Origin of the sequence: Marinomonas sp. (assembly GCF_039940335.1) — a bacterium.
In the GTDB taxonomy this organism is placed as follows: Bacteria; Pseudomonadota; Gammaproteobacteria; order Pseudomonadales; family Marinomonadaceae; genus Marinomonas.
Window position 1 is genome coordinate 401,857 of record NZ_JBDVGW010000013.1, and the last position, 22,411, is coordinate 424,267.

Sequence of the window (22,411 nt, forward strand, 5' to 3'; positions counted from 1 at the left end):
TAATATATTTTCTTAAATATCAAACAGTTGAATAGATTTCAGACAGTGAAACAAGTATTTCCCAACCGTACATTTTTTAACATTCGATAACGTTCACAGCCAATCCGCCTCTTGAGGTTTCCTTGTATTTATCATTCATATCTCGGCCTGTATCCCGCATGGTTTTAATCACCTTATCCAGCGATACATAGTGCTTACCATCCCCACGAATCGCCATAGACGCGGAGTTAATAGCCTTCATAGCCGCCATAGCATTACGCTCAATACAAGGAACCTGTACCAATCCACCAATGGGGTCGCAAGTCAGGCCCAAATTGTGTTCCATGCCGATTTCAGCTGCATTTTCAATTTGCTCTGGCGTACCTCCTGTGGCGGCCGCAAGGCCAGCCGCAGCCATAGCACAAGCTGAACCCACTTCTCCTTGGCACCCTACTTCCGCACCTGAAATAGAAGCATTTTCTTTAAATAGTAAACCTACTGCCGATGCGGTAAGAAAAAATTCTATGATGCCTTTTTCATCAGACCTTGGACAAAAATCCCAATAGTAATGTAAGACTGCGGGAATTATGCCTGCTGCGCCATTCGTTGGCGCTGTCACTACTCGACCACCTGCCGCATTCTCTTCATTGACAGCTAGAGCATATAAGTTAACCCAGTCCAGAGCACCTAAGGATGGGGTGATCATATCCATACGTGTTTTCTTTGTTAAATCTCTGTATAAACTCGCCGCACGGCGCCTGACTTTAAGCCCTCCTGGAAGTATACCCTCTTGAGCTATGCCGTTTGTGACGCACTCTTTCATCACCGACCAAATAGCGAGAATCCCCGCTTTAATTTCTTGCTCTGATCGCCAGCATTTTTCATTTTCTAGCATGATTTCAGCAATCGTCATATCATGCTTGTTACACAAGCTGATTAACGTATCAGCATTATGGAAGTCATAAGGTAGCACTCGATTATCTTCTACTAATTCAATATCACCCTGAGCATTTTCTTGGAGAATAAAGCCACCACCCACTGAATAGAAAGTTGCTTTATGTACTTCCTGCCCATGTGCATCATAAGCAATAAAGGTCATGCCATTTGCGTGGAAATCCAACCTGTCGATGCGGTGATAAATCAAATCAGCTTGGCTATTAAAAGCGATGGCTTGCTCCTGCAGTAAATGGATACGAGAACTGTCGGTAATTTGACGAACTCTATCATCCACCGTATTCGGGTCAATTTTGTCTGGGTATTCCCCTTCAAGGCCCATCAACACAGCTTTACCTGTACCATGCCCTTTTCCAGTCGCCCCCAAAGAGCCATATAAATCCGTTTTTATTCTTGTAACCGAATCAAGCTGTGAGTTTTTCTTCAACTGTTGAACAAAGTCATTAGCCGCCACCATAGGACCGACTGTGTGTGAGCTTGAAGGGCCAATACCAACCTTAAATAAGTCAAATAAACTAATCGCCATAACACCTTCCTACTCTATTAAATCGTGAGATAGCTCACTCAAGGGGGTTAACTTTCAATATCAATTGCATATTAGAATAAAAATTTCCTATTGGAAACAAGGCGGTCGAAATTGTTACTTTAATCACAAAGATAAAAGTTTAATCTATGGCTTAGTCTATGGTTAGTAAAACTAGTTACTTAAACTTACAAATAAAGCAGTTATAAACACCACTAGACTCTAATTATTTAACATATTCCCCCAAATAAAAGCGCTTTTATGGGGATTTTTTATTTTATATATGCCACTCTATGGTGCATTGCACAATAAAGATGAATTGTGCGATCTATCTGCAAGCTTATTTCTTCTCACTTAACGCATAATGGAATAAGAATTGCTTAAACATAGTCTGAAGGACTAAATTTTTACTTTTTAGTCTTTATAAGAATTAATAAAAGAGGACTTTTTATATGTCAGCAACAATCATAGTAGGTGTAGACGGAAGTGAGGCGAGTAGTCGCGCTCTTTCCTACGCTAAGCGATTAGCAGGTCTAATCGGTGACGAATGTACACTAGAACTTGTATGTGTCGTCGAGTGGTCACCCTATACATTCCAAACCACAGAAGAAAATGCATTGCGTAAAAAGCATCGTCAGGAAGAAATCGCGAAAGCCAAAGAGCGGGTGATCGAGCCTGCTTTAAAAGCGTTAGTCGAAGATGGCATAAAAGCAGAAGGCCGAGTATTACACGGTAAAGTAGCTCATTCACTTAATACGATTGCCGTTGAAAAAAATGCGGATCAAATCGTTGTAGCCCGTTCATCTGAACATGGGCTAAGTGCACGAGTATTTGGCAGCGTAACTGCGAACTTGGTAATGAGCGCCAATGTGCCCGTTACAGTTGTGAGCTAAGGATGACTATTATGAAGAAATTTATGACCCCATTTAATGCTCTGTTTGCTTTCTTTGCCTTAGCCCTTAGTACTTCAGCTAAAGCAGAAGGTATCGACGCCGCCGTTAACGAAGCCTTTGGTTTTGCAACAGGTTGGTTTGTTAACCTTATTTTTGCTCCCATCCCAGGCACTAGCTTCCCTTGGATCGTATTGTGGTTGGTTGTCGGTGCAAGTGTTTTCACTCTGTATTTCGGCTTCGTACAATTCCGTAACATTGGTCACTCTATCGCGCTTGTTAAAGGTGATTACTCAAACCCTAACGATGCAGGTGAAGTTAGTCACTTCCAAGCATTAGCCACAGCGTTATCTGGTACCGTTGGCCTTGGTAACATCGCTGGTGTTGCCGTTGCAGTATCGATTGGTGGTGCGGGTGCAACATTCTGGATGATTCTTGCAGGCCTACTGGGTATGGCCTCTAAGTTTACCGAGTGTACCTTGGGTGTGAAATATCGAAATGAATACAAAGACGGCAGTGTATCTGGTGGTCCAATGTATTACATCTCGAAAGGCTTTGCTGAACGTGGTATCCCTGGCGGTAAAATTCTTGCAGGCTTATTCGCTGTCTTCTGTATTTTAGGTGCTTTTGGTGGCGGTAACATGTTCCAAGCCAACCAAGCCCATGCTCAAATTAGCCAATTGACAGGCGATTACCCAGGTTGGATTACCGGTATCATCTTTGCAACTCTTGTATTTGCTGTAATTGTTGGTGGTATTAAGTCTATCGCTCGCGTTACCGATAAAATTGTTCCTATCATGGGTATTTTATACGTTGGCGCCGCTTTGATTATCCTAATCCTAAATGCGGATAAAATTGGTTGGGCTTTCGGCCAGATCTTTGAAGGCGCATTCACAGGTCTAGGGGTTGCCGGTGGTATTGTTGGCGCCTTGATTCAGGGTTTCAAACGTGCAGCATTTTCTAACGAAGCAGGCGTTGGTTCTGCAGCAATCGCTCACTCCGCAGTACAAACAAATGAGCCAATCACCGAAGGTTTTGTTTCTCTACTAGAACCTTTCATTGATACTGTTGTTATTTGTACTATGACAGCTTTGGTGATCATCATTACTCAGCAGCTTGTTGTCGACCCTACGACTGGCATGTACGTGTTAACTGAAAGTGGCCGTATCATGACAGCTGACGGTTCTTCTGGTGTTGCTCTAACCTCTGCTGCATTTGGATCTAACATTAGCTGGTTCCCTTACATTCTTGCTATCGCCGTTGTATTGTTCGCTTTCTCTACCATGATCAGTTGGTCATACTACGGTTTGAAAGCTTGGACTTACCTATTTGGTGAAGGTAAAAACGCTGAACTTACGTTTAAAGTTATTTTCTGCCTATTCATCATTGTCGGTGCAGCCGCAAGCTTAGGCCCAGTTATTGACTTCTCTGATGCCGCGATCTTCGCTATGGCAGTTGCTAACATCATCGGTCTTTACTTCCTAATGCCGATCGTGAAGCAAGAGCTAAACTCTTACATGTCACGTCTAAAATCTGGTGAAATCAAGAAATACAAAGATTAATCCAGTTAGCAACTCTTGAAATAAAAAAGGCCAAAAGACAAATTGTCTTTTGGCCTTTTTGTTCTTTCCTACCTAACTAAAAACTAAAAGAAACCCAGCGGGTTAATATCATAGCTCACTAACATATTCTTAGTTTGCTGATAATGCGCTAGCGCCAGCTTATGCGTCTCTCGACCCACACCTGACTTCTTGTAACCACCAAATGCAGAATGAGCAGGATATTGGTGGTAACAGTTCATCCACACTCGACCCGCTTCCAAATTACGCCCCATTCGATAAGCTAAGTTCGTATCTCTCGTCCAAACCCCAGCCCCCAAGCCAAATTCACTATCGTTAGCAATGGCGAGTGCCTCAGCCTCGTCTTTAAAGGTGGTAATACTAATCACGGGACCAAAAATTTCTTCTTGGAAGACGCGCATGTCATTGGAGCCTTTAAACATGGTTGGCTGGACATAGAAGCCCTCGTTAAGGTTATTAACCGCTTGAGTAGCACCACCAATGAGTAATTCTGCCCCTTCTTCTTTACCGATATCGATGTAACTAAGAATTTTATCAAACTGCTGCTTAGAGGCTTGTGCCCCCACTTGGGTCTCAGTATCTAATGGATCCCCCTGTTTGATGCTTTTAGTACGCTCGATGGCAAGAGCGATAAACTCTTCATACATGGACTCTTGAATCAAAACCCGAGATGGACAGGTACAGACTTCTCCCTGATTAAAGAATGCCAGCACCATACCCTCAACACATTTATCGATGAAGGCTTGCTCTTGTTGCATTACATCAGCAAAGTAGATATTTGGCGACTTGCCGCCTAGCTCAACCGTAGAAGGGATAATATTCTCAGCCGCACATTTTAAAATATGTGAGCCGACTGGCGTGGAGCCTGTGAAGGCGATTTTCGCAATTCGCTTACTGGTGGCTAGCGCTTCACCGGCCTCTTTACCAAAGCCATTAACAATATTCAGCACACCAGCAGGCAGCAGGTCGGCAATAATTTTCACCATCTCTAGAATAGAAGCAGGAGTTTGCTCCGCAGGTTTTAAAACCACACAGTTGCCCGCGGCAAGAGCTGGTGCAAGCTTCCAAGCCGCCATGAGAATAGGGAAGTTCCAAGGGATAATTTGACCAACAACCCCTAGCGGTTCGTGGAAATGGTAGGCGACTGTATGCTCATCTAGTTCTGCAGCACTGCCTTCTTGGGAGCGTAGACAACCCGCAAAATAACGGAAATGATCAACCGCTAAAGGAATGTCTGCGTTTAGGGTTTCTCGTACCGCTTTACCGTTATCCCATGTTTCCGCTACGGCTAAAGCTTCTAAATGCTGTTCAATACGATCCGCTATTTTTAGGAGCATCAAAGAACGAGCGGCCACAGAAGTTTTTCCCCAAGCGGCCCGAACCTTATGGGCGGCATCCAGCGCTAGGTTAATATCTTCTTCTGTGGAACGAGGAATACGGCAGAAAACTTGTCCATCGACTGGGCTGATATTATCAAAATACTGCCCTTTTACCGGCGCAACCCATTCCCCACCAATAAAGTTCCCGTATTCAGATTGAAACGTGATGACACTTCCTTCACTACCTGGTTTGGCATAAATCATAATAAATCTCCTATTGTTATTTTTTTCGACTTGTCTTGACCTGCTTAACTGTAAATTAAGCCCTTAAGAAAACTTGTCTGTGAGTCTTTATCATTTGCCTATGGATCCATTTTTGTTGACGTACTCGGCAACAAGCGTAATGATGACCCTCTAACAAATAAACATCGCGCCAATAAAATAAAGATAAAAGAGGTGTGCTAATGAGTGTTCAATACTCCAATCATCATCTGTTACATGGCAAACGAAAAGCGCCGACACAGTTGGTGGAAAACCGTATTAGTTTTGCAGGCCCCCACTCGGAACTGAGTATTTACGATACCTATGAAACGGCAGAAAAAGTTAGCTTGAAATCAGAAGGGCTACTGTATTGCGGCATGGTTACGGGAGCCAAGGTCATGCACACTCAGCACAGAGGCAATATCCCTTTCATGCCTCATGAATCCTTTATTTTATCGCCTAATGAAGAAGTTTTTATCGACTTTCCAGAAGCAAGAATTGATAAACCGACCACTTGCCTCACTATAGAAATATCCGAAGAAAGAGTCGCGCAGCTGTGCGATCGCATGAATGATGTATTGAACACTTCCCCCCTATCAAGCAAGATAACGGTCAACCCCTACCAACCCCTGCACACACTTCACAACCAGGCCACACAGCAGGTGCTAAACCGCTTAACCAGCGAATATGTACAAAATGATCCAGACAGAGATCTCTTGGTGGATTTAGGGGTAAGTGAATTGATTACTCGAATTTTACGACACCACGGTCGTGAAGCCTTATTGTGCTTTACCCAAGCCACACCCGACGCCAATGGCTTAACCTGTGTTTTACACTGGATTGAACAGCATCTCGCCTTACCCCTGAACATTGATGAATTAAGCAAGATGGCCTGCATGAGCCGCAGTCGTTTCTACCAAGAGTTTAAGCGTCAGCTTGGCTGCACACCGGTGGAATATCAACATCAGCGTAGGATGAGCCGTGCTTACCAGCGCCTGCAGGAGAAATGTTCGGTTACGGAAGTAAGCTTTGAATTAGGTTATCAAAGCTTAAGTCATTTCAGTCGTCGTTTTCACCAGCATTTTGGTGTCTCTCCCCGTCAGTTTTGCCAAACAAAACTCAACTAAGATGGGGAAAGCAAACGTTTACGACACAACTGAAAAACGCTGATGATAAACACCAAGCCGAGTGCTAGAAAAATAAAGGGCACATGAATCCCTACTTGATATAAAGACGCTAGGGTCACAGGACCTAATGCAGCACCCAACCCTTGCATGGAAGCGTTAACACTAGCCAAACGACTCTGTTGGTCGTCTTTTACTAATAGGGTTTGGGCGGTAAGGATACCGGGAAACAAAAAGCCAAAGCCTGCGCCAAATAGCCCCATAGCCACCAGAATGCCCGTATAAGAATTTAAAAATAAAAAAGCAAATTGTGCGGTTAGCCCTAGACTCACCCCCGTTGTGATCAAGAACACCACACCAAACTGGAATCTAGGCACCAAGATCATCTGCACAAAAATACTCAAACAAGACATCACCATCATAGCCACACCCACCTGCTTCGTGGTTTCAGATACGTCTAGATGAAATCTGTCTTGAATCAAAAAGCCCATGATTTGCTGCACACCCGTGACAGACAAAATTGCTAACACCGACATGAGTAAAAACGGCATAACCGGTTGAGTTAACCAATTGAGCCTAGGTGGCTTGCTAAACTGGCGCACATCTTGGCTATCTTGTACGAAAAATACCACCAGCAAACACACTACAGCCGCCACAAAACCAATAATGTAAAAAGGTGCGGTCAAGCCAAAATTACTTAACAAAGAAGCACATGCTGGGCCTAGGATCATACCTATGCTAAAAGACGCGCCAATTTTTGCGATAGTACCACTGCGGCGCGTCACATCACTGTGGGCAACCAAGTAGGCTTGAATAGAAGGTAAGACCCCGGCGATACCAAACGCGAAGATAACACGTAAGGCAAACACCCAATAATACGCATGACCCGCTGAAATATTCTGGGCCAGCGCTTCTTCGAGCACCACACCCGTTAACACTATGGTAACGGCATAACAGGCAATGCCAATGATGACCGAGCGGACTCGCCCTAAGCGAGTAATAATCCCTCCCCACATGAAAGCGGCCACTACGAATGCCGCCGCCCCTACAGTAATCAGCGTACTAATGCGGACATCCGTAAGGCCGATTTCACGACCAATCGGTGGTAGGGAAGCAAAAATAAAGGACTGCCCTATGCCCAACACAACAAGGCACAGCAACAATAAATTCTGAGAAATTATTTCAATATACTTTGGTGACATCACCTTTGCTATCATCCTTAATAAAAATCTTCGTCGAACTAGACGAGCTTATAAGTCGGTATTTTTGTTTATCTATCGAGGCAAGGAAGCCACTTGCCCCTTGGCATCACTGTGACGAATCCTATGGAAAACACAGGCAATGATTATTGCATAGATAACAAAACTCAAGCTCAAATAATTCATACCAAAATGCTCTGCGATGATGCCGCTGGCAAAGGGTAAAGTCATGGCACCCAAGACCGCACTGCTCATCTGCATGCCTATGGCATGGGGGGCATGGGTTTTACCGACGCGATTGGCAGTTTGTGAGATCATACAAGGAAAAATCGGTGCTGCACAAAACCCTATAAGCACTAAGCCAATAAAACTAAAGATGGGCGATTGCTCCAAACTAAAGAACCCAGCACCAGCCACAACGCCCAATAAACAAAGACCTAACAATCGATCCACATTAAAACGCTCAACTAAAACACCAAATAGTATTCGACCAAAAGCCAACGCAGCCCAAAACAAAGCAGCCCAAGTACCCGCGGCCGCTAAGCTTATTCCACGAGTTTCCGTCATCACAGTAAAAGCCCATTGACCTACACCAAACTCAAGTCCGGTATAGACAAAAAAGAACAACATCTGCAAACGCACAGTCGGATGTTTCAGCAGACGCCACTGAGAACCTTTTTCCTCAGGAGAAGTTGTTTCTGTAGACTCATGTGCAGTTTTTTTGTGCCAAATGTTTCTCGACAACACAAACACCAGCGCCATGATAAATATCAAACTGCCAATCAGAGCATAGCCCCAACGCCATTGCTGATCACTGTGTACTAACACCCAGGTCACAATCACTGGGCCTAGAGTCGCACCGATACCAAAAGCGGCGTGTAGCCAGTTCATATGCTTGGCAGAAAAGTTTTCCGCCGCATAAGCATTAAGCCCAGCATCTATACCGCCAGACCCTAACCCTATTAATGATGCAAAAAGACAGAAAATATAAAATTGCTGGCTGATAGCAAAACCGAATAGGCCAAGACTGACCAATAAACTGCTTAGACTCAGCAACCAAGCAATCCCCCAACGCTCCAGTAACTGACCAACAAAAAAACTCGATATTAAATAACCGACACTGCCAGCCGCAATAACGAACCCTAACCAACCAATAGGGACAAATAAGCTTTGACGCACGAAAGGCCAGTTCACCCCATGGGCCGCATCGGGTAAACCAAGGCTAATGAAGCCAAGATAAGCGATAATGAGCAGTAATTTAGACGTTTTCAACCTGTGTTCCCTGACGTTTTTAGGTCATTTAATAGCAGGTGGAAGATAAAGAATATCTTTAGTTTTACTTAAATAGCTTAATTTTTTTGCGCTTGATGCGTTTCCAGCGCCAGCTCGGAGCATCACCTTTAACGACATAAAGAAAAATCAAACATAAGGTTAAAATGGTCACCACAATCACCCAATTAAGTAACTCTACTTTTGGATCAATGAGGTAACTGGTTAAAGCCACCGCAATCAGATAAATAAACTGACTCAACCAGCCTTGCCAAGCATGAGGTTTCCCCCACCCCCAGCCGTTTTCTTTTGCTGGAAACCAAGTATTTTTCTTCTTCTCACTCATATTCTTCTCCAGCTGATAAGCATGGTACTTCTAGACACAAAAAAGAGCCGATAAAAGACTCTTTAAAACCTGCCTTCAGGCAGCTTTACTTTGCTAAAAACTCACTGCGGGTTTTATCACTGCGCTTGAACAAGCCACCTAAGGCGGTGGTTTGAGTGGAAGAACTCGCATCCATCACACCACGCGCTTTCACGCAATAGTGCACGGCGTTAATGCTGACCGCCACATTATCGGTTTCCAACAAGGCTTGTAGCGTGACTAGAATCTGCTGAGTCAAACGTTCTTGCACCTGAGGACGCTGAGCAAAGAAGCGCACAATACGATTTATTTTCGACAAGCCAATAATTTTGTTCTTAGGCAAATAAGCTACTTTTGCTAAACCGTCTATGGTGACGAAGTGGTGCTCACAAGTGCTGGTAAAACTAATATCACTCACCTTCACCATTTCATCCACGCGCATCTTGTTATCTATCACGGTGATTTTGGGGAATTGACTGTAATCTAACCCTGAAAAGATTTCTTTCACGTACATTTTGGCAATACGGTGAGGTGTTTCAGCTAGGCTATCGTCGTTTAAATCTAAACCAAGTGTACTGACCACATCTTCAAAAGCACTCTTAATACGCAGGTATTTTTCTTCGCTACTTAGGCCGTTATCAATCATTGGCGTTTCAAGACCAGTGTCGATTAATGCCTGGCGCACTTGTAAGGCTTCTGCAGAGTAAAGGGATGTATCAATTTGACTCTGTTTTAAAATGGCTGCTTTCATTACCTTGTCCTAGACCTCATAACCTACCTACTATGTCGCATTACTTTACGCCAGAGCAGTGAAAAACTGACTCGCGCCAGTATCAAAAGGCTATTCTACCGCTAATATGACCGAGGTTCACCCAACACTGAGCAAAGAACAATGTTTTTCAGCTTTTTTTCTTTATTTCACACACAAAAGCCTCCTTCTCAATCATCAAAAGCTTTCAGTGAAAAAACAGAGTTTAAGCTAGATAACAGAGAGATTTGGGGAAAGCGCTTCAAGATTAAGCGCCCCCTCAAACGATCAGCTCTTAAGCGGGCACAGAATATTTTGTTTTAGTGGCATTTTTCGACGAAGGAAAACTAAAGTTCACAGGGTGATTTGTTTGCGTGCGTGCCCATAACGCTTCACACAAAGACTCAATACTAATGTGTTCGGTAGAAACCAACCAAGCCACCACAGCTTTTGCCACATTAGGGTAAGATACTTGTACAGATTGACTATTTTCCAACCATTCAATTATGCGTTCAGAACTTAACTCCTCACAGGTTTGAGCGAACTTGAGTTTTTCCAACGCTAAGGCATTTGAGTGTTGCTCTATCTGCTTCTTCAACGGCTTCACTAAAATTTTACGACCCAGCTGCAAGGCTTCAGAATTTAATTCAAAGCCCGCGTTGCATAATACCGATTCACATTCACCAAGGTTCTTTTGGAAGGATTCACGAGCAAAGGCAAACACTTCAATATGACCATAGACACCTGGTTCAATATCCTTACAGTGCATGCGAAACTGATAATCAGGAATCGCCTCTAACCACTCAAACACGGCTTCACTGTTTTCAAAGGGAAGATAGACCAACACATTACGGCTCAAGGGCGTATTGCTATTTTCATTCACGTGTACCAATGGTGGCAAAATAGGCTTATTAAAATGATGCCAGTGGGCACCCAGTTGCATACTGACTGGCGCAAAATTACGCATAATCCATTGAGCCACCCAGTTCCCTTTAAAGCGCGGAATATCATGATGAAAAGCGTATTGATGACCAAAGCCCAAGCAGGTAACGCCCTGCTGTTTTGCCGCCCAAGCAACCACTGGCTCAAAGTCGGTGATCACCAAATCGTACTGGCGAGTGTCTATCGCTTTGCAATCTTTATAAAGCTGAAATAAATGCGCATGACGATAGGTGGCAAGTAAATCCAGCTGGCCATTACGGGCCACAAAGCTTAAACCTTCAAATGTTCGGTAGTGGCCAAAAACCTCCATATCGAAGTAGTCTTCTGGGTCACGACCACTGAAAACGTAGTCCACTTCTACCCCAGCCAAATTGAGTTCTTCCGCCATCGCTCGAGCACGTGTTATATGGCCATTACCGGTTCCCTGTACGCCATACAGTATTTTCATACTAAGACTCCTATCATGAAAATCGCACAACTGGTGCCTAAAAGAGCGCCAACCACGGTATCGGTTGGAAAGTGTACACCTAGAAAGACTCTTGATAGACCCACATTCATGGCCCAGAAATACAGCATCATATTCAAACTTGGGAACCACTCACTTAAGCAGTAAGCAACGAAAAATGCCCCAGAAGTATGGCCAGAAGGAAATGAAAACTGATCGGATGGAATGATGAAGCTGCTAAAGTCATCCAGGGCATCTGCGGGGCGGTTACGCTTAAAGCCTTTTTTGAGGACAAAATACAAACAACGCTCTAAAGTAAAACCACAGGCCAGAACCAATGCAAGGGTCTCAAAGCCTGCCCACCATAAGAGTAAGCCAGCCATCACATACAAAGGGCCATCAGCACTAAAGGAAACCGCTTTACCAAACTTGGTAAGTGTTGCTCTGTGTTTGCGAGCCATACACCAATAAAAGGTTTGTACATCAAATGCGTGAATATTTTGAAGTATGTTCATAGATACCCCCAGTTCATTTATCTTATCTCTAAAATAAAACTTCAGGGTGTCAGTTTGGCGGCAGTTTAATGACATTTAGATGACAGGTGCAAGGCATAAAAAACGCCTCGATAAACGAGGCGTTCTCAATATTTTGAAGGGTTTAGCTGTCTTAATTAAGACCATTAATTTGACGGAATGCAGCAATCATTGCCACTGGTTTTACTTTCTTGTTATCGCCGTTTAGAGCGTAAACAACGGTTTCACCTTTTGGACCTGCGCCAATATCGGTATAGCGTAATGGTACTTCACCAACGGTACGAGCGGTGGTCATTTCTTCAAGTGAAGAGAAAACATAAATACGGCCTTCCACACGCATTTCACCGTAGAAAACATCTGCGCCGGCTAGGTCGCCATGGTACATGTCCATGCTGGCAATACCGGAAGTTTTCTTTTTGTCTTCGTTGGTTAGACCAAAAACAATGGTCTCACCTTTGGGACCTTCGCCTATGAACACTTTACGGAATGAGGTTTCACCTACTTCTAGAAATTCTTGATACGTAGCATGATCATCAAATACATAGATACGGCCTTCATGGTGAACTTCGTACAAATCTTGATTGTTCAGTTCAATTGCTGCTTTTGCTTCTTCAACACTGGCTTGAACATCTTGTTTCTTAACCGTTTCTGTTCCGCAGGCCGTAAGAAGTGTTAGTGCAAATAAGCCTGTCGCTACAGGTAGGAATTTCAAAGTCATGGTCGTACTCCTGATGATAGTTGCCATTAACCTTAAAAGCAGAAAATGACAATATCATTACAGAAGCCATGCATTACAACCAATTTGTCAGCATTATGCCAAGACCAATCGATTGGGTGTGATTATTATAATCTAAGAGAGATTGGCCATAGCCATTGAAATACTGTAAATAACCACGGCTTTTTCCCCATAAAGGAAAGTTAACGCCAATTTGGAAAGCGCCTTTATTATCCGAGAAATCTAAGTTGTTACGCATCAAGACATCAATGCTGTAATCTTCAATAACATGCAATAAACGTATTTCACCGTAGCCGTAGTAATCATCGATATCTGGGTTATCGTCATTTTCACTGTTTTCTGGAAAGCGATACCAGGGCTTAATGGATATTGCGGTATTTTCTTTTTCAAATAAGAAATCCACGTAAATACGATTCCAAGACCTAGATAAAGCGCCAGACTGACCATTCGATTCATGGACCACACCATAGGAGACATATTCCGGCTTAATACCTAAGAACTCACTTTTAGGCTGTGTGGTAATAAAAAGTTCAGGCTCGTAGTTAGTGTCCCGAAAAGGCGCCGAAATCGTGTCATTGTAGGCTTGCCAATAGGAAAGCTGTGTATAGCCCAACCACAAACTGGTATTACGGCCAACCACATCATAGACAATAGGAAACTTTAAACTCAGCTGATATTTAAATTCAGTATTGTCTAAATCCTCATCCGCTTCACTGGCCCCCAGAAACGCCTCTTCATCTAATCTTGAGCTGTAGTAAATAGGCAAAAAATACGTGGGTTTATGGGGCGTCAATACAAATGGGTTATCAACTGTTGCCGCCTCACGGATGGCCCGTTGACGAAATAAACCTTGAGCATCTCTCGCACGCTTGGTAATGGAGTCCGGAACTTGAGGCTCCACCGGAGTATAGCTCTCTTCACTTTCAACGGATTGAGTTTCCTCAGTCACCAATTCGACACTTTCTTGCGCGGACCAAGCCAAACTAGAAACTATTGCTGTACACCATAAAATGGCTTTCATGCATTTTACCCTTTTCGGTATTAATCGCCCATAAATGGAACATATTATTATGACAAGACCACACGTTTACTATAGGCTTCTCTATCCATATCGCGCATTTCAACAGACAGACTGATGCCTTTTACGGGCAATGCTAATAACTGATCTAAAATACGTTTTGATAGTCCTTGCTTTTCTTCACCGGTACGTCCAGATAACAGGTGAACTGTCACATGGACAAAGGCATCTTCTTGGCCTGCCGTGATAAAGTTTTTATAAGGAAAGCTGCGTAACTTAATGTCTTCTATAGAGAACAATTGCGACTCGATACAAGCGGTTTTCACGGCTTCCAGCCATTCAATTGGGGCGACTTCTTGCTCTAAGTTTTGACTGTATTCAACGATGCAATGAGGCATAAGTACTTCCTTTTTTAGATTTATTAGTAATTTAAAGAGAAAAAGCTGTGCTATTAATACCCTATTCGTACATTCACTGCATTAGGAATTTCACCGCTTAATCGGTATCGACGTACGTTGTCTGCGACAATTTTGCTGGCACTAATTGGGTAAGTTTGTGCTGAGATATGAGGCAAGACAGTCACCCTAGAATTCTGCCAGTAAGCATTTGTTTCAGGTAACGGCTCTTGATTGAAAACATCCAATACCGCATGGCTCATAGCCCCGCTTTCTAAGGCGGCTAATAATGCCTGATCATCCACTATAGGGCCACGAGCAAAGTTGATCAGGCTGGCCTTTGCTGGAAGTTGCGCTAAATTATTCGCATCCAAAAGGCCTTTTGTTTCATGCGTAAGGGGCAGTAAACAAACTAGGATATCACTGTGCTTCAGCAATTGAGCGAGCCCTTCGTCCCCAGTAAAAGATGTCACCCCCGCAATCTCTTTCGCCTGTCGACTCCAGCCCATGACATTAAAATTATTGGCTTTTAAACGTTTAGCGCTTGCTGTGCCCAGAGCCCCTAAGCCTAATATTCCAACGGTGCGGTCTTGTGCACGCACAAAGCTTCGTGGCTGCCAGACACTTGCCGCTTGTTGTTGGGCATAACAGGGCATTTCTCTGTGTAAATATAAAGTCCAAGCTAACACCGCTTCGGACATGGTTTCGGCTAATTGAGGATCCACCAAACGCACGATATCAAACCTAGGCTCATCAAGTTCAAGCAGCATACGCTCGACCCCAGCCCAAGTACTGTGAACCCATTTTAAATGAGTGAGTTGCTGTAGCTCTTTAGGGTCAGGATTGGCAACGATGGCTAGGTCACAGGCTTGTTTTTGAGCTTGAGTAAGCTGTGAAAAAGGAACGATTTTCTCTTCTGGCATCGCTGCGGATAAAACCTTTATCCAAGCGGCTTGTTCGCTTTTTGGGCTTCGACTTATGTAAGGCAACATAGCGTTATCTCTTATAAATTAAACCACCTATGATGACACAAATTGATCCTCAATTGGGACAGGACGCAGAGGACAAATAAAGTCATTCACAAAACTCTCAGCTGACAAGGCTTTCGCAAAAAAATAGCCTTGATAATGTAAACAACCAATATTTTTTAAATAATTAAAGTGCCCGAATGTCTCAACCCCCTCAGCTAACACCTCAATTTTTAAGGCTTTTGACATGGCAATGATGGCATGAACTATGGCTTCATCACTACTGTCTTCTAACAGGTCACGCACAAAGGATTGATCAATTTTCAATCGATCAATAGGTAAACTTTTCAAATATTTAAGTGATGAATAACCCGTACCAAAATCATCAATGGATAAGTAAACCCCCAAAGATTTTACTCGGTTCATTTTCTCTAAACTGGAATCTAAGTCATTCAACAGCATATTTTCAGTGATTTCTAAATCAATACATCGACTGTCGACCTGATGCTTATTCAATAGCATTTCTAGATTTGGCAAGAAGTCGGCTTGCTGAAATTGAATCGGACTGACATTGATAGACATTCTCCAGCCATCTTGCCATTGCTGTGCCGCTTGCCAAGCGGCTACCTGATAAATCGCTTGTTCCATGACCCATGCACCAATATCTATAATGAGACCAATCTCTTCTGCCACTGGAATAAATTCGGCTGGAGAAATAAAACCTCGCTCAGCATCCTGCCACCGTATCAGTGCTTCCATACCAATCAACTGCCCGTGATGATCCAATTGAGGTTGGTAATAGAGTTCAAATAGCTTTTGTTCGTAAGCTCTATGGAGAGATTTCTCCATTTCCAAACGAGCATCCACTTGATGCTGCATCTCCTCTTGGTAAAGCGTGTAGGTATTCCGACCTTGAGCTTTGGATTGATACAGGGCTGTGTCGGCTTGTTTCAAAATAGTCTGCGTAGTTTTATCAGCACAAAATAGACTCCCTCCAACACTTCCACTGATGTGCATTTCATGGACTCCCACGCTACGAACACGTTGACAAGCATCGACAATTTTTTGCATAAACACATTACAGGCAAAAGCCGCTTTTTGAGGGTCAGGGTCAAGTCCCTGTAAAAAGAAGGCGAATTCATCACCACCAACCCTTACTAATGTAGCCTTAGACGAAGCAAAAGGTTTTAGAAACTCGGTGACAGAACAAAGTAACTGATCTCCAACGTTATGACCTAACGAATCATTAATGGTTTTAAAACGGTCGAGATCTAACAGTATTAAAGCACCACGATGATTAGCGTGCTCAAGATAACTTTCAAGCTTTTCTAGTAAAAACTGACGATTAGGTAGGTTGGTTAGCGGGTCGTAATAGGCCAAGCGCTCAATATGCTCCTGCGATTCCTTACGCTCAGTAATATCACGAATTAATAGCAAGGTTTCATTGCTTTCTCCCACGGCATATTTCGCCAGGTGAATTTCAACCGGAATATCAACAGACATAGTAGATAGTTGAATCTCAACGGTTTTGTTTTCATTTATTTGAATGTTTTTAAGGGCTTCAGAAAAATCTGACCAGTCAGTAGATGTCGATAGGTCGTCAAGGGTTAGGCACGTTAATGAACGTTGATCAATGCCTAGCATTTTTGCAGCCGTTGCGTTGGCCAGTAGAATTCTATGTTGGTGATCTAACAATAGAATGGCGTCTGCCGCATATTCGATCATATTGGTTTGCTGTTGGTGTACTTCTTCCAGCTTCGTATGGGCAATATTAAATTTCTCCCATAATTGAGAAAATGTCTTATTTAATAAACCCAATTCATCATGTTTATGACGGCGCGTAAAAGCTTCAGATAAAGGGCGGTGGATATTTTCCCCCATCTCAGAAAGCGATCGAGTTAGGTGTCTAAGTGGGTGTGTAACAATGACGTAAAATAGCAAAGATATGAACGTTGCCAGCATAATATCTTTGACCAGGCTATTTATGAAATATTCTGCATGGGTGGAAATCAACCCAGCCATCACTTGGCTTTTATCTGGGTAAATCATCACACTTCCAATATCATTGGAAACGTTTTTTAAAGTCAAAGGTGAATGGAAAACACTAAAATTCGGCAGTATGTTGTTAATCGCCTTTTTCAACTCACTGTCACTGGTCTGCGTATTATACGCCTTAGCTAACAAGCCTTGGTCGCCATCAAACACTTCAATATGCGACACCCCAGGATAGTTTAAAAGCGGGGCAATTTGTTGCTCAATAGATAATGTATCTCCTTGTTGAATGGCCATAGACAATGGCTGATTCAAAACCTTCATCCAATAGGAGAAAGAGTCATGAGTTTTTTCTTGTAGAGCTAAGGTTTCTTTAAATAGCTGTATGGAGCTACTAAATATACTTAATAGAATGGCAAACAATAGTGTTAGTATGGCTTGTTTTACAAAAAGTGACTTAAAAAATTGCTTTTTCATTAGGCCTTACTAGCATCATTGACCGCCTATGGCGATAGATTAAATAAATATCAAAGACAGTCATTACATCTTTAAAAATGTTGTAAATAATACTCTTATCTTGAAGAGTTCGTTGATCTGATTGTTTGCTTAACATGTCTATCCTATGTCGAAATTATAGCCTTTACAAAACAAAACAAAAACAAAGAAAATTGATATAAATCAGCAAATAATAAGTCAATTTTGGCAATATATTTAACGTTTCAAGGATGAATATGAACACCGGTTATCTCTATGCGTTACTGGCCTTTGGTCTCTGGGGGCTAACACCCATTTATTTTAAATATCTGTCTCATACTCCACCTGTAGAGATGGTTGCTAACCGAGTACTCTGGTCTGTTATCTTACTGTTAATACTTATCACTGGAATGGCTAAATGGTATCGAGTTCGTCTACTTATCAGCCAACCCAAGCACCTTTTTACATTACTGTTAACAACAGTACTTATTGCCACAAACTGGCTGGTATTTATTTGGGCGATTAATGATGGCCGCATGCTGGAGACCTCTCTTGGTTATTATATAAACCCTCTAATCACAGTCTTTCTGGGCTATATTTTCCTACAAGAAAAACACAGCAGGGTTAAATGGTTTGCCGTTTTCTTAGCGGCAATAGGCGTTGCGTTGCAGCTGTTCATCGTGGGCTACCTGCCTTGGGTGTCTCTGGTTTTGGCCTTCAGTTTTGGTTTTTATGGTCTACTGCATAAGCGAACACCAACCGATAGCCTTACTTCATTATTCCTAGAAACAAGCCTACTGCTCCCCTTTGCGATGGGCTATTTGCTTTGGCTAAGCTATCAAGGGGAAGGTCCAGCGACTAGGGGCACCTCCGATTGGCTATTTCTAATTTTGGCAGGCCCTATTACCACCGCTCCACTTTTGTTTTTTTCTGGCGCAGCGAAGCGATTACCTCTCTCTGTAATCGGTTTTTTCCAATACTTATCTCCGAGTATGCTTTTTGTACTAGCTATCTTCGTGTATGGAGAGCCATTTGATCCATACAAACTTATTACATTTATCTTTATCTGGATCGCTTTGGCCATTTTCAGTTGGGATAGCCTAAGGCGTCGTTAAAGGTTAATGAGTCAGACACCAGAGTTTGAACAAGAGCAAGACACTGTCAGCAATCTGTCTATTGCATCCTTATTATTTGCATAAAACAGTAACATTTAGCTTAATCTGATGTAGTATTTAGTTATGTTTAAGTTGGGGTAAACAATAATGATAAATGCTATGCGCTCACTCTCAATTAAGTCACGCCTCATAGGCTTAGTGGGACTTTTGTCCCTTGGCCTTCTGTTCGTTGTCTATTCCTCTTTAGCTGCCAGTAAAGCCTCTCTACTCAATGAGAAATACACCAAGACTCAGCATGTAGTGGAAACCGCCTACGGTGTGATTCAATATTATTATCAACAAGAGCAGGCCGGTAAGCTTGGTAGTGATGAAGCTAAACAACAAGCTATGGCGGCGATTAAAGAGATTCGTTATGGCGGCAATGAATATTTTTGGATCAATGACTACCAATCCAATATGGTCATGCATTCGGTCTCACCAAAACTAGATGGTAAAGATCTTGCCAGTTTAGAAGACAAGAACGGTAAACGAATATTTGAAGCTTTTGTCGATGTAGTGAATGCCAACAATGGCGCAGGCTTTGTGGATTACCTATGGCCAAAACCTGGCCAAGAAAAGCCAGTTGAAAAAATATCTTATGTTAAAGGGTTTCAACAATGGCAATGGATCCTTGGCTCGGGCATTTACTTAGACGATGTGGATGCACAATTTAAAACAGAAGCGACTCGCCTTGTTTCCATTAGCGCCGTCATCATTGTGCTTAGTTTGTTACTCTCTTACTTAGTGCTTAACTCTATTTTACGCCCCATCAACCAAACCCTAAATGTGATGCAAAACATTGCCGAAGGGGATGGTGATTTAAGTACTCGCTTGCCAGAATCTGGTAGCGATCATCTTAGCCATATTGCCAGCGCCTACAACAAGTTTGCAGAACGTCTTTCAAGAACACTCTCCAGTGCCATCGATTTGAACAATCAAGTCGGCAATAAGAGTATTGAATTACAACAAGTCTCGTCATCTACTCGTGAAATCACTCAAAAACGCGAAATCATGTTTGCCAAGATGACAGATACGATTATGGAAGTGGACAGCTATAAAGGGGATATTATAGACAGTACCCACTCAACCCTGGAGTCTGCCAAAGATACAGCGGATAAAACACAACTCGGCCAAGACTCTATTGCCAAAACCGTTGAGTCCTTGAATCTCCTTTCTAATGAATTAGACATTGGCGTGAAATCCGTTGTCCAGTTGGCGCAAGAATCTCAAAATATTGGCACTGTTTTGGACGTGATTAGTGGCATTGCTGAGCAAACAAATTTATTGGCGCTAAACGCTGCCATTGAAGCCGCCCGAGCGGGCGAACAAGGCCGTGGCTTTGCGGTGGTAGCCGATGAAGTGCGTGGATTGGCCAGCCGTACTCAGTCCTCCACGGACGAGATTCAGACCATGATTAAGAACTTACAAGATGGAGCGAAAGAAGCGGAAATACGTATCACTTCAAGTTATGAGCAATCTAAGAAAACCACAGATGACATCACTTTAACGGCTTCCTCCTTGCAAGACATCGCCTCTTCTGTCACCGCCATCACTCATGCGAGTAACAGCATTACCGATACTGTGACAAGCCAGAGTAAAGCGGTACAGGCGTTGAATCAGTTAAATCAAGAAGTCATGGACTTGTCTAAACAAGCCAGTGATTTGATTCAACAAAACAATCAAACCAGTGAAGAGCTTGCTGATACGTCTAAGCAAACACAAAAGGTTATGTCGACTTTTAAGCTATAGACTAGCGATTGGTAAGGCAGAAACAACGAACAAGCGAGCTTGTTCGTTGTTTTTTTATGGTTAGGACAAGCTTGCCAAGTACTCATCATAAGTACCCTGAAAATCGATAACCTTACGATCTTTAATTTCCACCACGCGTGTCGCAAGAGAAGAGACAAACGCCCGGTCATGGCTGACAAAGATCAAGGTGCCATCAAAATCGATCAAGGCATTATTTAGCGCCTCAATGGCTTCCATATCCATGTGGTTGGTTGGTTCGTCCATTACCAGCACATTCAAATCCATCATCATTAATTTGCCAAATAGCAGGCGATTTTTTTCACCACCTGAACAAACCCGCACTTTCTTATTAAAGTCATCTGCGGTGAAGAGTAGGCGTCCTAACATGGCTCGAACCTTTAAGTCATCATGCTTTGCTGTGCGCCATTGGGACATCCAATCAAACAACGTAAGATCACAATCAAAATCTGCAGAGCTGTCCTGAGGACAATAGCCTATTACAGCATTTTCAGACCACTTAATGATTCCTTGTTGCGCTTCTAGCTCAGCCATTAAGCAACGTAGAAACGTGGTTTTACCTGCACCGTTTTCACCAATGATCGCAAGCTTTGAGCCCGCATCTAAAATCATATCCGCGCCACTAAACAGCAGCTCGTCTTCGTAACCGTGCCCAAATTCTTCTAACACCAGAGCTTGGCGATGAAGTTTTTTATCTTGTTTCAGACTGATAGACGGCGTCATTCGGCTCGACTGCTTCACTTCTGCCAACTCTATTTTCTCAAGTTTCTTAGCACGTGAACTGGCTTGTTTCGCTTTCGAGGCGTTGGCAGAGAAACGATTGACAAAGGCTTGCAGATCATCCATCTCCGCGCTTTTTTTCGCATTTTCTGTGAGCAGCTGTTCACGAATAAGGGCAGACGCCTCCATGAAGTACTCATAATTCCCAGGGTAAATACGCAGTTCACCAAAATCTATGTCGGCCATATGAGTACAAACCGAGTTTAAGAAATGGCGGTCGTGGGAAATAATAATCATGGTGCATTTACGCTGATTCAACACTTCAGCCAACCAGTTAATCGTATGAATATCCAAGTTGTTGGTAGGCTCATCAAGTAGCAAGATATCAGGGTTTGCAAACAAGGATTGCGCTAATAACACTCGTAGTTTCCAACCCGGTGCCACCTGACTCATAAGGCCAAAATGATAGGATTCGTCTATGCCAGCTTCCAACAAAATATCACCAGCGCGGCTTTCAGCACTGTAACCATCCATTTCGGCAAATTCAGCTTCTAACTCCCCTGCGCGCATGCCATCGGCTTCACTCATTTCGGCCTTACTATAGATAGCATCTCGTTCTTGCTTTACTTTCCACAATTCTGTGTCGCCCATGATCACCGCATCGACAACGGAATACTCTTCGAACGCAAATTGATCCTGACTTAGCGTCCCCACCTTTTCACCTGGAGTGATGGACACATTGCCCGACGTTGGCACCAATTCACCGCTTAGAATTTTCATAAAGGTGGACTTGCCACAGCCATTAGCACCGATCAGACCATAGCGATTGCCTTGTCCAAATTTTGCCGAGATATTTTCAAAAAGTGGCGTAGCGCCGAATTGCATGGTGATGTTCGCAGTGGATATCAAAAGAAAAGCCCTAAAGAAATACGAGAAAGTCCATCCGCCCGATTGAGGCGTACAAAAGATGAACACAAAGGGGTGCGAATATAGAGACTTAGCAGAGTAATGTCGAGCACAAAGCTAAGGAATCTGCGGATACTTACTATATGGAAGG

The 22,411-nt window shown here is 43.1% G+C and carries 19 protein-coding genes; 5 read left to right on the top strand and 14 right to left on the bottom strand.

Annotation, left to right across the window (positions count from 1 at the left end; all coding sequences use genetic code 11):
- Positions 1-76: 76 nt before the first annotated feature.
- Complete coding sequence (locus ABJF92_RS11545; protein WP_446815939.1) at positions 77-1,459, bottom strand: L-serine ammonia-lyase; 1,383 nt, start codon at positions 1,457-1,459, stop codon at positions 77-79.
- Positions 1,460-1,908: 449 nt separating this feature from the next.
- Here ABJF92_RS11545 and ABJF92_RS11550 point away from each other — a divergent pair, with 449 nt between their 5' ends.
- The gene (locus ABJF92_RS11550; RefSeq protein ID WP_446815940.1) at positions 1,909-2,349 is read left to right on the top strand and encodes a universal stress protein; all 441 of its coding nucleotides are present in this window, start codon (positions 1,909-1,911) and stop codon (positions 2,347-2,349) included.
- Between the two features lie 11 nt (positions 2,350-2,360).
- Positions 2,361-3,908, top strand: a complete 1,548-nt coding sequence (locus ABJF92_RS11555; protein WP_446815941.1) for an alanine/glycine:cation symporter family protein — start codon at positions 2,361-2,363, stop codon at positions 3,906-3,908.
- 83 nt (positions 3,909-3,991) lie between these two features.
- On the opposite strand, the gene exaC is transcribed toward ABJF92_RS11555, so the two are convergent.
- The gene (exaC, locus tag ABJF92_RS11560; protein ID WP_446815942.1) at positions 3,992-5,509 is read right to left on the bottom strand and encodes an acetaldehyde dehydrogenase ExaC; all 1,518 of its coding nucleotides are present in this window, start codon (positions 5,507-5,509) and stop codon (positions 3,992-3,994) included.
- Positions 5,510-5,709: 200 nt separating this feature from the next.
- On the opposite strand from exaC, the gene ABJF92_RS11565 reads away from it, so the two are divergent.
- A complete protein-coding gene (locus ABJF92_RS11565) occupies positions 5,710-6,633 on the top strand; it encodes an AraC family transcriptional regulator (protein ID WP_446815943.1) in 924 nt (307 codons plus the stop codon).
- On the opposite strand, the gene ABJF92_RS11570 is transcribed toward ABJF92_RS11565, so the two are convergent.
- The 11 genes from ABJF92_RS11570 to ABJF92_RS11620 all read right to left on the bottom strand — a co-directional run bounded on the left by ABJF92_RS11570 (position 6,630) and on the right by ABJF92_RS11620 (position 17,716).
- Positions 6,630-7,832, bottom strand: coding sequence for an MFS transporter (locus ABJF92_RS11570; RefSeq protein WP_446815944.1), 1,203 nt, complete (start codon positions 7,830-7,832; stop codon positions 6,630-6,632). The genes ABJF92_RS11565 and ABJF92_RS11570 overlap by 4 nt on opposite strands.
- Before the next feature lie 72 nt (positions 7,833-7,904).
- Positions 7,905-9,101, bottom strand: coding sequence for an MFS transporter (locus tag ABJF92_RS11575; RefSeq protein ID WP_446815945.1), 1,197 nt, complete (start codon positions 9,099-9,101; stop codon positions 7,905-7,907).
- A gap of 64 nt (positions 9,102-9,165) precedes the next feature.
- On the bottom strand, positions 9,166-9,444 hold the full coding sequence (locus ABJF92_RS11580; RefSeq protein WP_446815946.1) for a hypothetical protein: 279 nt from the start codon (positions 9,442-9,444) through the stop codon (positions 9,166-9,168).
- 85 nt (positions 9,445-9,529) lie between these two features.
- The gene (folE, locus tag ABJF92_RS11585; protein WP_446815947.1) at positions 9,530-10,213 is read right to left on the bottom strand and encodes a GTP cyclohydrolase I FolE; all 684 of its coding nucleotides are present in this window, start codon (positions 10,211-10,213) and stop codon (positions 9,530-9,532) included.
- 292 nt (positions 10,214-10,505) lie between these two features.
- Positions 10,506-11,600 (bottom strand): MJ1255/VC2487 family glycosyltransferase, encoded by a 1,095-nt coding sequence (locus ABJF92_RS11590; protein WP_446815948.1) that lies wholly within the window; start codon positions 11,598-11,600, stop codon positions 10,506-10,508.
- The gene (locus ABJF92_RS11595; protein WP_446815949.1) at positions 11,597-12,112 is read right to left on the bottom strand and encodes a phosphatase PAP2 family protein; all 516 of its coding nucleotides are present in this window, start codon (positions 12,110-12,112) and stop codon (positions 11,597-11,599) included. The genes ABJF92_RS11590 and ABJF92_RS11595 overlap by 4 nt, the downstream gene beginning before the upstream one ends.
- 151 nt (positions 12,113-12,263) lie before the next feature.
- Entirely contained in the window at positions 12,264-12,848 is a 585-nt protein-coding gene (locus ABJF92_RS11600; protein ID WP_446815950.1) for a hypothetical protein, read from the bottom strand.
- A gap of 73 nt (positions 12,849-12,921) precedes the next feature.
- A complete protein-coding gene (locus ABJF92_RS11605) occupies positions 12,922-13,887 on the bottom strand; it encodes a phospholipase A (RefSeq protein WP_446815951.1) in 966 nt (321 codons plus the stop codon).
- A 47-nt stretch (positions 13,888-13,934) separates the two neighbouring features.
- Positions 13,935-14,282, bottom strand: a complete 348-nt coding sequence (locus ABJF92_RS11610; RefSeq protein WP_446815952.1) for a 5-carboxymethyl-2-hydroxymuconate Delta-isomerase — start codon at positions 14,280-14,282, stop codon at positions 13,935-13,937.
- A 53-nt stretch (positions 14,283-14,335) separates the two neighbouring features.
- Positions 14,336-15,271 carry a 2-hydroxyacid dehydrogenase gene (locus ABJF92_RS11615; RefSeq protein WP_446815953.1) on the bottom strand — a complete coding sequence of 312 codons (936 nt, stop codon included), beginning with the start codon at positions 15,269-15,271 and terminating at the stop codon, positions 14,336-14,338.
- Between the two features lie 27 nt (positions 15,272-15,298).
- Positions 15,299-17,716: a putative bifunctional diguanylate cyclase/phosphodiesterase gene (locus tag ABJF92_RS11620; protein WP_446815954.1), complete on the bottom strand. Its 2,418-nt coding sequence runs from the start codon at positions 17,714-17,716 to the stop codon at positions 15,299-15,301.
- 254 nt (positions 17,717-17,970) lie between these two features.
- Here ABJF92_RS11620 and rarD point away from each other — a divergent pair, with 254 nt between their 5' ends.
- Positions 17,971-18,828: an EamA family transporter RarD gene (gene rarD / locus ABJF92_RS11625; protein WP_446815955.1), complete on the top strand. Its 858-nt coding sequence runs from the start codon at positions 17,971-17,973 to the stop codon at positions 18,826-18,828.
- A 159-nt stretch (positions 18,829-18,987) separates the two neighbouring features.
- Positions 18,988-20,616, top strand: a complete 1,629-nt coding sequence (locus ABJF92_RS11630) for a methyl-accepting chemotaxis protein (RefSeq protein ID WP_446815956.1) — start codon at positions 18,988-18,990, stop codon at positions 20,614-20,616.
- Between the two features lie 60 nt (positions 20,617-20,676).
- Here the strand turns inward: ABJF92_RS11630 and ABJF92_RS11635 are convergent, their stop codons facing one another.
- Entirely contained in the window at positions 20,677-22,263 is a 1,587-nt protein-coding gene (locus ABJF92_RS11635; protein ID WP_446815957.1) for an ABC-F family ATPase, read from the bottom strand.
- Positions 22,264-22,411 lie beyond the last annotated feature (148 nt).

Coding starts and splice junctions, on each gene's coding strand:
- ABJF92_RS11550 (WP_446815940.1), top strand. CDS start 1,909: ATGTCAGCAACAATCATAGTAGGTGTAGACGGAAGTGAGGCGAGTAGT.
- ABJF92_RS11605 (WP_446815951.1), bottom strand. CDS start 13,887: ATGAAAGCCATTTTATGGTGTACAGCAATAGTTTCTAGTTTGGCTTGG.
- ABJF92_RS11590 (WP_446815948.1), bottom strand. CDS start 11,600: ATGAAAATACTGTATGGCGTACAGGGAACCGGTAATGGCCATATAACA.
- ABJF92_RS11620 (WP_446815954.1), bottom strand. CDS start 17,716: ATGAAAAAGCAATTTTTTAAGTCACTTTTTGTAAAACAAGCCATACTA.
- ABJF92_RS11615 (WP_446815953.1), bottom strand. CDS start 15,271: ATGTTGCCTTACATAAGTCGAAGCCCAAAAAGCGAACAAGCCGCTTGG.
- ABJF92_RS11580 (WP_446815946.1), bottom strand. CDS start 9,444: ATGAGTGAGAAGAAGAAAAATACTTGGTTTCCAGCAAAAGAAAACGGC.
- folE (WP_446815947.1), bottom strand. CDS start 10,213: ATGAAAGCAGCCATTTTAAAACAGAGTCAAATTGATACATCCCTTTAC.
- ABJF92_RS11555 (WP_446815941.1), top strand. CDS start 2,361: ATGAAGAAATTTATGACCCCATTTAATGCTCTGTTTGCTTTCTTTGCC.
- exaC (WP_446815942.1), bottom strand. CDS start 5,509: ATGATTTATGCCAAACCAGGTAGTGAAGGAAGTGTCATCACGTTTCAA.
- ABJF92_RS11570 (WP_446815944.1), bottom strand. CDS start 7,832: ATGTCACCAAAGTATATTGAAATAATTTCTCAGAATTTATTGTTGCTG.
- ABJF92_RS11610 (WP_446815952.1), bottom strand. CDS start 14,282: ATGCCTCATTGCATCGTTGAATACAGTCAAAACTTAGAGCAAGAAGTC.
- rarD (WP_446815955.1), top strand. CDS start 17,971: ATGAACACCGGTTATCTCTATGCGTTACTGGCCTTTGGTCTCTGGGGG.
- ABJF92_RS11630 (WP_446815956.1), top strand. CDS start 18,988: ATGCGCTCACTCTCAATTAAGTCACGCCTCATAGGCTTAGTGGGACTT.
- ABJF92_RS11595 (WP_446815949.1), bottom strand. CDS start 12,112: ATGAACATACTTCAAAATATTCACGCATTTGATGTACAAACCTTTTAT.
- ABJF92_RS11600 (WP_446815950.1), bottom strand. CDS start 12,848: ATGACTTTGAAATTCCTACCTGTAGCGACAGGCTTATTTGCACTAACA.
- ABJF92_RS11565 (WP_446815943.1), top strand. CDS start 5,710: ATGAGTGTTCAATACTCCAATCATCATCTGTTACATGGCAAACGAAAA.
- ABJF92_RS11545 (WP_446815939.1), bottom strand. CDS start 1,459: ATGGCGATTAGTTTATTTGACTTATTTAAGGTTGGTATTGGCCCTTCA.